At 33.1% G+C, this 14,617-nt stretch carries 11 protein-coding genes; 10 read left to right on the top strand and 1 reads right to left on the bottom strand.

Features of this window, described 5'->3' with window-relative positions:
• The first annotated feature begins 137 nt into the window (after nt 1-137).
• Nucleotides 138-2,507 (top strand): stalk domain-containing protein, encoded by a 2,370-nt coding sequence (locus tag CLOLE_RS19150; protein WP_013658774.1) that lies wholly within the window; start codon nt 138-140, stop codon nt 2,505-2,507.
• 250 nt (nt 2,508-2,757) lie between these two features.
• On the opposite strand, the gene CLOLE_RS19145 is transcribed toward CLOLE_RS19150, so the two are convergent.
• A complete protein-coding gene (locus tag CLOLE_RS19145) occupies nt 2,758-4,155 on the bottom strand; it encodes an undecaprenyl-phosphate glucose phosphotransferase (protein ID WP_013658773.1) in 1,398 nt (465 codons plus the stop codon).
• Nucleotides 4,156-4,415: 260 nt separating this feature from the next.
• Between CLOLE_RS19145 and CLOLE_RS19140 the strand changes: the two genes are divergently transcribed.
• The 9 genes from CLOLE_RS19140 (at nt 4,416) to CLOLE_RS19100 (ending at nt 14,616) form a co-directional block, all read left to right on the top strand.
• Nucleotides 4,416-6,353, top strand: coding sequence for an O-antigen ligase family protein (locus CLOLE_RS19140; RefSeq protein ID WP_013658772.1), 1,938 nt, complete (start codon nt 4,416-4,418; stop codon nt 6,351-6,353).
• 29 nt (nt 6,354-6,382) lie between these two features.
• The gene (locus CLOLE_RS19135; protein ID WP_013658771.1) at nt 6,383-7,456 is read left to right on the top strand and encodes a mannose-1-phosphate guanylyltransferase/mannose-6-phosphate isomerase; all 1,074 of its coding nucleotides are present in this window, start codon (nt 6,383-6,385) and stop codon (nt 7,454-7,456) included.
• A gap of 72 nt (nt 7,457-7,528) precedes the next feature.
• The gene (gene gmd, locus CLOLE_RS19130; protein ID WP_013658770.1) at nt 7,529-8,560 is read left to right on the top strand and encodes a GDP-mannose 4,6-dehydratase; all 1,032 of its coding nucleotides are present in this window, start codon (nt 7,529-7,531) and stop codon (nt 8,558-8,560) included.
• Between the two features lie 14 nt (nt 8,561-8,574).
• Nucleotides 8,575-9,504 carry a GDP-mannose 4,6-dehydratase gene (locus tag CLOLE_RS19125; protein WP_013658769.1) on the top strand — a complete coding sequence of 310 codons (930 nt, stop codon included), beginning with the start codon at nt 8,575-8,577 and terminating at the stop codon, nt 9,502-9,504.
• Nucleotides 9,494-10,147, top strand: a complete 654-nt coding sequence (locus tag CLOLE_RS19120; protein WP_013658768.1) for an acetyltransferase — start codon at nt 9,494-9,496, stop codon at nt 10,145-10,147. Before CLOLE_RS19125 ends, CLOLE_RS19120 begins: the two co-directional genes overlap by 11 nt.
• Nucleotides 10,148-10,149: 2 nt before the next feature.
• Complete coding sequence (locus CLOLE_RS19115) at nt 10,150-11,256, top strand: DegT/DnrJ/EryC1/StrS family aminotransferase (protein ID WP_013658767.1); 1,107 nt, start codon at nt 10,150-10,152, stop codon at nt 11,254-11,256.
• A gap of 17 nt (nt 11,257-11,273) precedes the next feature.
• Nucleotides 11,274-12,068: an ABC transporter permease gene (locus tag CLOLE_RS19110; protein WP_013658766.1), complete on the top strand. Its 795-nt coding sequence runs from the start codon at nt 11,274-11,276 to the stop codon at nt 12,066-12,068.
• A gap of 17 nt (nt 12,069-12,085) precedes the next feature.
• On the top strand, nt 12,086-12,835 hold the full coding sequence (locus tag CLOLE_RS19105; RefSeq protein ID WP_013658765.1) for an ABC transporter ATP-binding protein: 750 nt from the start codon (nt 12,086-12,088) through the stop codon (nt 12,833-12,835).
• A 26-nt stretch (nt 12,836-12,861) separates the two neighbouring features.
• Nucleotides 12,862-14,616, top strand: coding sequence for an FkbM family methyltransferase (locus CLOLE_RS19100; protein WP_013658764.1), 1,755 nt, complete (start codon nt 12,862-12,864; stop codon nt 14,614-14,616).
• Nucleotide 14,617 lies beyond the last annotated feature (1 nt).

Below are 14,617 nucleotides of genomic sequence, written 5' to 3'. Positions count from 1 at the left end.
TTATATTACAAAGTAATTACAAAATAAGATTGCTATTGAAAATTAATAAAAAAGTATATATTATGATATTAATTAAATAAAGATATTATTTAATAAAAATCAAAAATTTAAATAATAAATAAGAGGGGGATTTCCAAATGAAATTACGTCAAAAATTAGCCGTAGTTTTAGCTTCAGCTATGGTAGTAACAGCTGTTCCAGTTGTAACAATGGCTGCTTCTACAAACAGACTTCAAAAAGAAACTTTAAAAGTTAAAAAAGACACAGAATTTTTACAAGCAACTACAGCAAACCAATTACTAGTTGAATTCAAAGATGTTGCACCAGCAAGTGGTGTTGAAGTATTCTACTTAGATATTGAAAATGCAGAATATAATGAAGCTGCAATCAATGCTGCTTCTACAGCAGATGTAAAACTTACTAGACAAAGCAAAACATCAATGAAAGTTGAAGTTACACGTGCAACAGCTGGCAATAGTGTATACATTCCATTATTAGCAAAAGCTACAGGTGGAGATGCAAAAGTAACTATTCTTTCAGGTGGTAGCCAATCTACAATTACAGGTGGTCAAACATTTGTATTTGCTACAACAGATGAAAAAGTTTTCAAATATTCTGTAGGAGATAAAACAACATTCTACACAGATAATGATAGCAAACTTTCTGATTTAATTCTTGATGAAAGTTATTCAGGTGCTTTAAAAGCAGCTACAAATGGTAAAACTATCCTTACACTTGAAATCAATGATACAGATTTCAATTTCTATGGATATAAAATAACAGATAAAAAAGACAATGTATTTGCAGACGGTACAGATATTACAACTACAGTAGAAGGCAAATATGGTTTCGCTAACCAAAGCGTTAAAGTTTATGCTGCTATGGACAAAAAAGACAATGGTATCTTATACATCGGTATTGATGGTTCAGCTATTGCAAACCAAGACTCTATTGGTAAATTAACAATCAAAGGTCTTAAAGTTGATTGCTTAGTAAAAGAACCTGACACAGGTGATTTCAAAGTAGATATCAAAGGCGATGACCTTACAAATGGTGCAGACAATGTAGTAATGGGTGAAGTTGTTGCATTTGCTAACTACATCAAAATGAAAGATGATAAAGCAAAAGAAGTTACAGCTGGACGTATTGCTGAAATCGAATTCGAAGTAGGCGAATCTGTAGAAAATACTATGATTTCTGAGCGTACTTTCGAAGTTAAATTACAAGACAATGCTCACTTTGATTACATTGGTTTAGTAAAAGATATTAAAGGAGATTTAACTGCTAGTCTTGATTCAGATTCAGATATTGATGCTGATGATTATAAAATTGCAGCTGCTCAACTTGATTCAACTCTTTTAGCTGACAAAGTTCTTGATAACTACAGCAAAGATGATAAAGGTGATTGGGCTGGTATGAAAGTAGAATTCGATAAAGACTCTGATGGTAAAGCTATCGTTGATACTTTAATCGTAACAGTTGGATATCCAAAGAAAGATAGCGTTTACACAGCTCCAGCTCAAAAGAATGATCAAAAAGACAAAATCAAATTCAAAGTAAAAGCTTGTGTACCAGTTGACAAGAAAGACGCTGAAAAAGTAACAATTACAGCAGAAGGTCGTGCTCTTGAAAATAACAAATACGAAACAACTGCTATCACAATCAAAAATCCAATCACTATTACAACAGAAGCTGCTAGCTTAAAAGTTGGTTTAAAAGATCAAACAAGCACAGGTAAAGTTGTAATCGCTGAAACAGATAAAGAAATGTTCATGAAAGATGGTAGATTAACAATCGCTATCAAAGACAAAGACAGTGGAATCAAAATCACAGGAGCTACTTTCAAAGTAGATGGAGAAATTAAGAGAGTTAAAACTGACAAAAATGCTAGCTCAGTTTACTTCGATTTCAAACGTGATTCAAATGCAGCTGCTACAGTAACTGTAGAAGAAATCGTATTTGATGTAGACAGAACAGTTCCAGAAGGAACATATGATATCGAAATCAAAGGTTCAGCTATTGACCAAGAAACTAAAGATTATGCAGTTGGTGGTCACTCAATCACAGTAGAAGACTTCGTTAAGATTGAAACACCAAATACACAAGATATCACAAGTGGTGGTTTAGCTAAAGGTACAGCTACATTCGTAATTGGCGAAAGCAAATACGTATTAAATGGCCTTGAAAAAACTATGGATGCTCCATCTTACATCCAAGATCCAGGTTACACAATGGTTCCTGTAAGATACGTTGCACAAGCATTCGGTGTTGCTGAAAAAGATATCTTATTCGGTAATGGTACAGTAACAATCTTTGCTGGTGAAAGAACTCTTTCTTTAACATCAGGTAGTGCTACTGCATTAGTAAATGGTAACCCTGTAACTATGGGTGCAAAAGTTGTTATCAAAGAAGGTAGAACATATGCTCCAGCTGGTGAGATTGCAAGATTACTTGGAATCAACACAACTTGGGATGCTACATCTAAAACAGCTACATTTACAAACTAATATGTAAAACTATTAAAGAGTGATTCTTCGGAATCACTCTTTTTGTATCTTGAATCTATTTCAATAAAAAAATGGAATGGTGCATTAAGAACAGATAAATTTATAAATAAATAATAGCAGTCAAAAAGAGGCATTCCACTGTAGAAGGAGTGTCTCTTTTTGACTGCTATAGTTCTAATCACTTTAAGCCCATTGATTTCAACCCAAGGTTTTTGAAGCGATATTTTCTAATGAGGGGGTTTTCTGTAAATTAATAAGCATTCTTGTTTACGAATCCCTTGAATACTGTTAGTAATATAATCTTGATATCCATACTAAAGGTCCAGTTTTCTATGTAATATAAATCATGATCGATGCGATCCTCTATAGAAGTATCTCCTCGTAATCCATTAACCTGTGCCCAGCCAGTTATACCTGGACGAACTTGATGTTTCACCATATACCTAGGTATTTCTTCTTTAAACTTATCTACGAAGAAAGGTCGTTCCGGTCTAGGACCTACTACGGACATGTCTCCTTTTAGTACATTATAAAATTGAGGTAATTCATCTATGCTGGTACGTCTCATGATATTACCCCACCAAGTTTTTCTGGGATCATCTTTAGTAGTCCACTTATCCTGTTCCTCTTCATCAGTTTGTACTTTCATAGAACGAAATTTATACATATAAAAGGTTTGACGATTGTTTCCCACCCGTTCTTGTTTGAAAAGAATGGGGCCTTTAGAGGTTAGTTTAATCATAATGGCACTAAACAAAAGTAGAGGGCTGGTGAGTATTAAAGCTATTAAGGCAAATACGATATCAAAGATGCGCTTCAAACAAGCTTTAAAAAGATTATCTAAGGGAATATGTCTGGTATCAATAATCGGTAAGCCATCTAAATCATCAATATAAGGCTTAGTAGGTATGTACTTATAATAATAAGGGATAATATGTGTTTTAATACCAGCTTTTTCACACTGCTTTAAAAGTAACCCTAGCTTATCTGTCTGCGTTTCATCAAGAGCAATCATAACTATATCGGCATAATACTTTTCGAAGATACAACTTAAATCCTCTAAATCACCTAGGATTCTATAACCACAAAAGGCATCACTTTTTCTACTATCAGAGCGAACACAACCAACAATGTTATAGCCCCAGGCAGGATGCGCTTGTAGTTTTTCAATAAGATGAGCAGACATAGGGCAGGTGCCAATGACTAAACAATGCTTAAGATTATATCCTTTTTTTCTATAACGTCGCAATAAAAAACGTAGAGTACCACGATAGCCAATGGTTAAGGTACAGTTAATAGCTGCAAAAAAGAACAAGGTCTTTCTGGAAAAGTTCATTTCTTTAAATAGATAAAGCATAACGATAAAAAGGACATTAGCAATAATATTAGTTGAAAGAATGACCAAGGCTTCATTGGAGAAGCTTTTTATACGTTTAGAGCTATAAAGGTCAAACCAACTATATAATATAAGATAAAAAGGTATGCTAAGGCTGATGATACCTAGAGATTCTAACAATGTAAAGTACGGGATGCCATCCTTTAAAATATCAAATCTAAGCGTATAGGCTAAGATAAAGGAAATAATAAGGATCACTAAGTCTAATAAGACTTGAAGAACATTAAAATATTTCTGATTTTCCTTGATCATAAAATTCCTCCAGTTTCATATATAAATGAACACTTTATTATACCATAAAAAACTACGATGAGGGAGAAGATGACAAAATCAATAAAAAACTAAGAAAAGATTAGAAAAAGCTCAAGAAAATAAGGAAAATAATGAGGAGTTTATAGAATATTAAACGTTTAAGTGGTATACTATATTAAATAGTTATGTCCATAAATCAAAGGAAATGCAAATAAGAATCGAATAAAGTATTAAATAAAGAGATTGAAGAAGGAGTTAATATGGCAAATTCTACAGCAATTAATAAGCAAGAAAAATTAGAGAAGCAAAAGGAAATTGTGAATAAATTAATGTTTATTCCTATCATAGCACTTTTAGCAATTGTTCCATTAATTATGAGGGTTCAAGAAATAGCACTAGAACCAGCTTTAGCAGATGCATTGAATATAGATACAATAACGGATATCTTTTCTAATTATAAAGCAACTGCCATTATCATAATTAGTATAAGTATTTTAATATTAACCTTCCTAGTATTTCAAAAGGATATGATTAAAAAGGATAAGTACATAAAAATATATGCTATTAGTGCAGGAGTATTTATTTTCATCACATTTTTAGCAACAATCTTTTCAAGTAATAGCAGTACTGCTTGGTGGGGGCTACCAGGACGTTCAGAAGGTTTTATTATTACAGCGTGTTACATACTTATTTTGTTTTATACCATACTTAGTTTTAGAAATTATACTAACTTTAAATGGATATTGGTGGCGTTAGCATTTTTAATCGTGGTTACTACGGTTATTGGGGCATTTCAATATTTTGGCTATGACCTTTTCATTCATGTAGACTTTTTTAAGAGGATGATCATGAGTCAAGAACAGTATCAAAGTGTGGGAAGTATATCAGGCATTATTGAGGATAAGACTATTTATGGGACGATGTTCCACTATAATTATATGGGTTCTTTTTCAGCTATGATGGTACCTTTATTTATGACACTTACTTTATTCCTTAGAAGCAAAAAGCAAAAGCTTTTATGTGGCTGTATCTCTATTTGCAGTTTGTTTTTACTTTTCGGAAGTAGTTCAAGAGCTGGTTTTATTGGACTTATGCTAGCTGTTCTTGTTGGGATTTTCATATTTGGTAAAAAGATTGTTAAAAAATGGAAGGTTACTATTCCGATTCTAATAGCTTTAGCTGTTGTAGTTGTAGGCTTTAATGCCATGACAAGAGGAACTATCTTTAGAAGGATTCCAACTCTGATTAATGAAAGTATAGGTTTATTAAGTGGTTCAGATAATAGCTTTAATTACAAAGATCATATACCAGTAAGGGATGTGATTAATGAGGATAGAAGCGCGAAAATTGTTTTCCAAAATGCGACGCTTGTACTAGGAGAAACAGATGGAAGTATTACGTTCTCTGATGAAGCAGGTAATCCAGTAGTTTACACAGAGGCTGAAGATGTTTATACAACCACGGATGAACGTTTTGCTAATGTAAGTTTTACTAATGTAGACCTTATTGTGCCAGAAGGGCAAGTGGCGCCAAAGGTAACGAATATGTATGTCAATGGTCTTAGTACCTTCCTCTTTAAAACAGACAGTGCTGAAGGAACAGTTCTTTGTGATGCTTACCCTGTGCAAAAGATGGACATTGATGAGCCAGAAACAATAGGCTTTAGAGGTAAAGAAAAACTTGGTTCGGCCAGAGGTTATATTTGGTCAAGAAGTATTCCGATGATGAAGGATACTTTCCTTATTGGCTATGGACCTGATACTTATGCTGCCAAGTTTCCACAAAATGATTTATTAGGTAAATGGTGGGCTTATGATACACCTAATATGATTGTTGATAAAGTACATAATTTATATTTGCAGTATTTCATTAATAATGGAGGTCTAGCATTATTAGGCTTTTTAGTGTTGGTTATAGCCTATATCATTCAAAGCTTTAAGTTATATGCATTAAAAGGTTTCTATGAAAATAAAGAAATTCTAGGTATAGCAACAACATTAGCTATCATTGGTTATTTAGGAGCAGGGATGTTCAATGATTCGGTTGTTTCTGTAGCACCTATTTTTTGGGTTTTATTAGGAATAGGTATCGCAATTAACTTTATGATTCAAAAAGAAAAAATAGAAAATAGCAAACGAGTAGCGCATGCAACAGTTGATTTAAAATCAAAAAAACATTTAAGGGAATCGAATAGCTAAGATATAAGAAGATAGTAGGAGGTAAGCAGATGAAAGTTGTAGCAGTAATAATGGCTGGGGGAAAAGGAGAACGCTTTTGGCCAAGAAGCAGACGAACACTGCCAAAGCAATTTTTAAGTTTAACAGAAGATGGAAAAACCATGATTCAGCATACAGTGGAACGTATTAAATCACTAGTCAGCATACAAGATGTTTTCATTGTAACTAATAAGGATTATGAAAGCTTAGTCAAAGAGCAACTTAGTGGGTTACCAGCAGAAAACATTTTATTGGAACCAGCAGCTAGAAATACAGCACCTTGTGTAGGTTTGGCAGCAGCATATATTAGAAAAAAATATGAAGATGCTGTTATGCTGGTATTACCTTCAGACCATTTAATTAAATTTAATGGGATTTTTATTAATACTTTAAAAGATGCCATTCAAGTAGCAGAAGAAGATACTAATATGGTAACTATAGGCATTACACCTAATTATCCTGAAACAGGATATGGTTACATTAATTTTGGAGATGAAAAAGCAGGTGCTAACAACGTTTATCAAGTAGAACGTTTTGTGGAAAAGCCAAATTTACAGAGAGCTAAAGAATACTTAGAATCAGGTAAATACTTATGGAATAGTGGTATGTTTGTATGGAAAACGTCTACTATCCTAGCACAGTTTGAAAAGTATTTACCAGAGATGTATCAAGGCCTCTTGAAGATAGAGGAAGCTATTGGTTCTTCTCAAGAAGTAGAAGTTTTAGAAAAAGAGTTTAGTGATTTTAAATCAGAATCCATTGATTATGGCATTATGGAAAAGGCAAGTAATATTTATACTTTACCAGGTAGCTTTGGCTGGGATGATGTAGGCAGTTGGTTAGCATTAGAACGTTTTAACCGTACTAATGAAGATGGTAATGTAGTAAGTGGAAATGTTATTAGCATTAATACTAAAAATGCCATCGTACAAGGTTCAGACAAGCTCATTGCGACTATTGGTGTAGAAAATCTCATTATTGTAGATACAGAGGATGCTATGCTTATTTGTGCTAAAGATAGCACTCAAGATGTAAAGAAGGTCATAGAAAACTTAAAGATATGCAATCGTAACGAATACCTATAAGGTTAGTACATATATAAACAAAAGAAGGAAATGTTTCCTAGGAAATAAATAAAGGTGAAAGAGGTATCAAAAATGAAAAGAGCATTAATTACAGGAATCAATGGACAAGATGGATCATATTTAGCAGAGTTGCTTTTAGAAAAAGGCTATGAAGTATATGGCATTATGCGAAGAAAAAGTGTTGTAGACTATGGCAATGTGGAACACATTAAAGACAAAATTAAATTTATTTATGCAGATATGACAGATGCTATCTCTCTTATTAATGCAATGAGAATTTCACAAGCTGATGAAGTATATAACTTAGCAGCACAATCTTTTGTTGCAACTTCATGGGAACAACCGATTGCAACCGCAGAAATCGATGGTGTAGGTGTAACAAACATGCTTGAGGCAATTAGAACTGTGAAACCAGAAGCAAGATTTTATCAAGCTTCTACAAGTGAAATGTTTGGTCTTGTGCAAGAGATTCCTCAAAAAGAAACAACACCATTCTATCCAAGAAGCCCATATGGAGTTGCTAAATTATATGGTCACTGGATTACTAAAAACTATAGAGAAAGTTATAACTTATATGCTTGCTCAGGTATTTTATTTAATCATGAATCAGAAAGACGTGGTAAAGAATTCGTTACACGTAAGATTACTGATGCAGTAGCACGTATCAAACATGGTATTCAAGATCACTTAGAACTTGGAAATATGGATGCAAAACGTGACTGGGGCCACTCAAAAGATTATGTAGAAGCTATGTGGCTTATGCTTCAACAAGAACAAGCTGATGATTATGTTATTGCAACAAATGAAACACGTACAGTACGTGAATTCGTAGAAATTGCCTTTAAAACTGTAGACATTGATGTAGAATGGCAAGGTGGAGGTGTAGATGAGATTGGTATTGATAAAGCAACTGGTAAAACTATCGTTAAAATTAATCCAGTATTTTTTAGACCAGCAGAAGTTGAAATCTTACTTGGTGATGCAACTAAAGCAGAAAAAGCATTGGGTTGGGAAAGAAAAATATCATTTGCTGAGCTTGTAGAAAGAATGGTTAAAAATGATATGGAGTTTGTAGCTAAAGAAATTAGAATGATTAATATTTAAGAGGAGCAATAGAGATGAAGGCTCTTATAACTGGAATTACGGGATTTGTAGGAAAGCATCTTGCTAATGAACTTCATAGAAATAACTATGAAGTTTATGGAGCAGATATTATAGCAAAAGACGAAAATACTCTTGAATGTGATATTTTAGATCGAGTATCTATACAAAATGTGTTAGAACAAGTAAAGCCAAATGTCATATTTCATATGGCGGGACAGTCTTCGGTAGCGAAATCGTGGAGTAATCCCAATCTTACGTTTGACTTAAACGTCAAAGGAACAATTAATTTATTAGAAACTATTAAAATGTTTGATAATGAAATTCAGGTTTTATTAATTGGTTCATCAGATCAGTATGGAAAGATTACTGTACAAGATGGCATTGTAAATGAAGAAGTACCTCTATGTCCGGCTACACCTTATGCTGTTTCTAAATGTGCTCAAGAAGAATTAGGAAAGTTATATCATTCAGCATATGGAATGAATATATATTTGACAAGAAGTTTTAATCATATTGGAATAGGACAAAGTAAAGGATTTGTAATTCCAGATGTGGCGAGTGGAATAGCTGAGATTGAGAAGCACAAAAGTGATACACTAAAAATAGGGAATTTAGCTGTCAAAAGAGATTTCTGTGATGTGAAAGATATAGTAAGAGCTTATAGACTAATCGTAGAAAAGGGAAGAAGCGGAGTGGTTTATAATGTGGGAAGTGGAGAGTCATATTGTATTCAGGAGTTAGTTGATAAGCTTATTGCAATGTCAAAATGTACGATTAAGATTGAAAGAGATCCTAGTCGTATGAGACCTTCAGATGTTCCTTGTATACAATGTGACCATTCTAGACTTACTCAGGAAATTGGATGGCAGCCAGAAATAGAAATAGAGAAAACGCTAAAAGATATTTTGGATTATTTTAGGACGGTTATAGAAGATGAAGAATAAAGTCTTAATTATAGGCGCAGGTGGACATGCGAGAAGTGTTCTAGATATATTACTACAAAATGATGAATATGAAATAGTAGGATGTATTGATAATGCATTTGGAAAAAGAGAAGTAGTTGAAGGTATGGAAGAAATACCTATTGTTGGGAATGATAATGCTTTAGAAGAGTTTAGAAATAAAGGCATAAAAAAGATATTTATTGCAATAGGTTCAAATAAGCTCAGAGATGAATTGTATGATTATGTTAGTTTACTTGGATTTGAACTTATAAATGTTATTAGTTCTAGTGCATATATTTCACCCAGAGCTAAGTTGGGCAATGGGATTTGTGTAATGCCTGGAGCCGTCATTAATGTAAATGCCGTTATTGAAGATAATTGTATTATTAATACCAATTGTTCTATCGATCATGATTGCAAAATTGGAAGGAGCGTTCATATAGCCCCGGGAGTTGCGATTTCAGGAACAGTGTCAATAGGCGATAGAACACAGGTTGGAACAGGTGCAAGTATTATAGATGGAATAAATGTGGGTAACGATGCATTTATAGGTGCTGGGGCTGCTGTAGTGATGGATATCGAAGAATATGCGCTAGCTGTAGGGGTACCAGCAAGAATGATAAAAAAGTTGAAAGGTGAATGAAGATGGATAAGTTTATACCAGTGGCAGTACCACATTTATCAGGAAATGAAAAGAAATATGTAATGGATTGTATGGATACAACATGGATTTCTTCCAATGGAAAGTATGTTAGTGAATTTGAAAAACAATTTTCAAAGTTTATTGATGCAGAGTATGCAATCTCTTGTTGTAATGGAACAGTAGCACTTCACGTACCGCTTATAGCGTTAGGGCTTAAGCCAGGAGATGAAGTTATAATTCCTTCTTTTACGTATATAGCGACAGCTAATGCAGTTAAATATTGTGGAGCAACACCTGTATTTGCAGATTGTTTATTAGATACTTGGAATATTGATCCAGAGGATATAAAGAGAAAAATTACATCTAAAACAAGAGGTATTATTCCAGTACACCTTTATGGAAATCCTTGCGATATGGATGCAATTATGGAAATTGCTAGAGAACATAATTTGTTTGTATTAGAAGATGCTGCAGAATGTCATGGTGCAGAGTATAAAGGGAAGAAAGCAGGTACAATGGGTGAGGTAGGTACCTTTAGTTTCTTTGGTAACAAGATTATTACAACAGGTGAGGGTGGTATGATTGTTACTAATAATAAAGAGTTAGATGCAAAGATGAGACAACTTAAAGGACAAGGACAAGATCCTAATAAACGTTATTGGTTTACAGAGATGGGTTATAATTACAGAATGACAAATGTAGAGGCAGCAATTGGGCTTGGACAATTAGAAAAAATTGATGAGCATATTGCAGACAGAAAGAAAGTGGCTTCATGGTATATGGAAGAATTAAAGGATATGAATGATTATCTTCAATTCCAGAAAGTAACGGAGGGAAGTACAAGTGTATGGTGGATGTTCTCTGTACTACTTAGAGATTCTGTGAAAGTATCTAGAGACAAGGTTATGGAAATGATGAGAGCAAGAGGGATTGAGACAAGACCATTATTTTATCCGATGCATATTATGCCCGTCTATTATGACGTAAAGGCAGAATGCCCTATCAGTGAGAAGGTAGCAGCTTCGGGAATGAATCTTCCAACACATGCACTTTTAACAAGAGAAGACATAAAATATATTTGTGATACATTAAAAAGCATTATTTTATAGCAAGATAGGAGTTATAAATGGAGACATTAAATACATATGTAAAGAAAATATATGAGGCACGATACTTTCTTTTACACTTAGTAAATTGGGATATAAAATATAAATTTAGAAGATCGAAACTAGGGATTATATGGACAGTACTACAGCCTTTTTTATTGACTCTGATTATAGCTCTAGTATTTGGTTATGTTTTTGATCAAGAAATGACGACTTATGCACCATATATTTTATCAGGTGTTCTTGTATGGGATATAATTTCAGCAGCAATTATAGGAAATGGAAGTTCATTTCTAGCTGCCGAAACTTATATTAGACAGTTCGCACATCCAGTAACTTTATATCCTCTGAGAGCTGCAATGGTATCAGTGATTACTTTTATAATTGCAACAATTGGTTTATTTGCTTGGATAGGCTTTATATATCCAGAAAATATTCCTATTGCACTTATTTCTTTGCCTCTTACAGGTATGATTTACTTTTTGATGGCATGGGCGCTTTCTATTATCTCTAGCCATATCAATGTAAGGTATAGGGATTATCCATATGTTATGCAACTTGTTATGCAATTTTTGTGGTATATGTCCCCAGTATTTTTTAAAGAAGAAATGTTTGAAAGTAATGCACTACTTCATTCTTTTTTCTTAGTAAATCCAATTACCCATGTGCTGATGGTGATTAGAGAGCCATTCTTAAGTGGTAGCTTCGCTCCCATTGTAAGCTATGTATATACTTTTGCAATTGCATCATTATTATTAATAATAGCATGGTATGTAAATAAAAAACTTGAGAAAACAGTTATATATTATTTATAGTGTAAGGAAGGTAAAAAATGAAAAAATGCCATATATCTATTAAAGAAGTCTACTTAGATTATCCATCTACTATTTATAATAGAAAAACACTCAAGCAAGCTATATTTGAAATGGCTAGGCTTCAAAAACCAGCTAAACTACTTAATGATGTACATGCATTGAGAGGAGTATCTATTGAAATAAATGAAGGTGAAAAGGTAGGGATAATAGGACACAATGGTGCAGGTAAAAGTACATTACTTAAAGCTATTGCAGGAATTTATCCTACTACAGGGGGAGAAATAGAGATAGAGGGGAAGATACGAAGTTTATTTGATCTAGCAGTAGGATTTGAAATTGATGCAACAGGGAGAGAAAATATCTTATATAGAGGACTATTATTAGGAGAAACACCTAGGAGTATTAAAGAAAAGACAGAATCAATTATTGAGTTTGCAGAACTAGGAGAATTTATTGATTATCCCATCAAGTCCTATTCATCTGGGATGATTGTAAGACTTGCTTTTGCTATTTCTACTATGATTGATGGAGACATTTTACTTTTAGATGAAATATTTGGAGCAGGAGATGCTCGTTTTATGAATAAAGCTAAACAACGTATTATGGGGCTTATTGAAAATGCAAAAATTCTAGTATTTGTATCTCATGATTTTGCAGCAATTAAAGAATTATGTGACCGAGTTATTTGGCTTGATCATGGAACTGTAAGAATGGATGGAGATCCAGATTATGTTATTAGTGAATATCTAAAGGTGATGAGTATTTAAATTTAGGATAATGTGAGGGTAAAAGAATGCCAGATACGGGAGAGGATTTAAACTTAGATAAAACATATATTAGAAGAAGACTTAGGGTAAGTTGTAGGGAAGAACAGAATAGAAGTGATTCTATAACTCAAAGATATATTAATATTAGAGGACTATCTTCCCAAGATGCAGAAAATTATATTTTAGAATCAGAGCAAGGGTTAAAGGCTAAATTTATAAGACTAGCATTTAGGAACAAAGACTTTATTAAAAGAATTCCTTTCATTGGAGGAAAGATGCTTAGTTTAAAGAATAATATGCTTAAAAAATCCATAGTTAAATTAAATACATGTACTTTTGATGTATCCCCTTATTTAGAATGGTATAAGACAGACTTTATTAGTGCTATTTATGAGCTCCTTTTAGGGAGAGAAGTAGATGAAAATGGACTGAATTCTTACTTGAATCTAATGAGGCAAGGCGCAAGTAAGGGCGCAATTGTATATTTAATAGCTATTTCAGATGAATTTGGAGCAAAAGGAGAAATTACTTATCTGAAACAATATAAAAAGGAATATAAAAGATTTATTTTTAAACAAAGAGTTACAAAATTACCTGTCCTAGGAAAAGTATCTTCTGTATTTACACTTAAATCTCAGATTAGTGAGCTTTATGATAGAATAGAAAGAACCGAAGTAATAGCGGAGATAAATGCACAGAGAGTGCTTTCTACATATAATCAACTATTAAGTAGCATGCAATCATCTAATGAAAATAACATTAAGGTTATAAATAATATGATACAGGATCAAGTCGATAACTTAGAAAATAAATTTAGTAAGAATACAAGCGATATTAAAGCATGCTTTGAGGAGAGTACAGTTGAACTCAAAGAAAACATTAATGCTAATGCTAATATTATTTCTAGTAGCATAACAAATATTGGGGATAGTATGGAATTGGTACAGAAAATAGATACTTCTATTTCACAAAAGTTAGATGTACTTCCGACATATATTTCTCAAGTTGGAGCTAAAAATAAATCGGTAGTAACAAGTATAGCAGGTGGAATTACAGCAGTCATTGTTGATGACTTTATCATGGGAATCCCTTCTGAAGAATGGGGGCTTGCCATGTTCCTATCTCTTAATGGTCATTTTGAACCAGGGACAGAAAAATTCTTCGAAAGTATTATTAAACCAGGAATGTCTGTAGTAGACATAGGAGCAAATTTAGGGATATTTACATTAAGAGCACTTAGAGGTGGATGTAAAGTTTATGCCTATGAACCAACTCCATCTACTTATAGCATATTAAATCAGAATATTAAAGCAAATGGGTATTGGGAAAGTGGTAGATGGAATACCTTTAATTTAGGAGCATTTAATAAACATGAATTTACGGAGTTTTTTATTGAGGAAAAAATGTGTGGACAAAACTCGATTTTTGAACAAACCTCAAATTCACAGAAAATTCAAGTTGAAATGGTTGTCCTAGATGAACACTTAAAGGATATAGAACAAATAGATATTGTTAAGTTAGATGCAGAGGGCTCAGAGTATTTCATTTTAGAAGGTATGAAGAATATTATAGCAAATAATGCTGGAATAAAAATCATCATGGAATTTGCACCAAAACATATGAAACGAGCAGGTATAGAAATACAGACTATGTTAGATTTGTTTAGTGAGTATGATTTAAGATATAAACAGATTAGTGATATTTCTGGTGAATTATTAGAGGTAAGTCAGGATGAACTTATGAATGTTGATACAATCAATCTATATCTTGAGAGGAGGTAAA

Source organism: Cellulosilyticum lentocellum DSM 5427 (assembly GCF_000178835.2).
In the GTDB taxonomy this organism is placed as follows: Bacteria; Bacillota; Clostridia; order Lachnospirales; family Cellulosilyticaceae; genus Cellulosilyticum; species Cellulosilyticum lentocellum.
The sequence above is the reverse complement of the archived record's forward strand: the minus strand, read 5'-3'. Positions and strand labels throughout refer to the sequence as shown.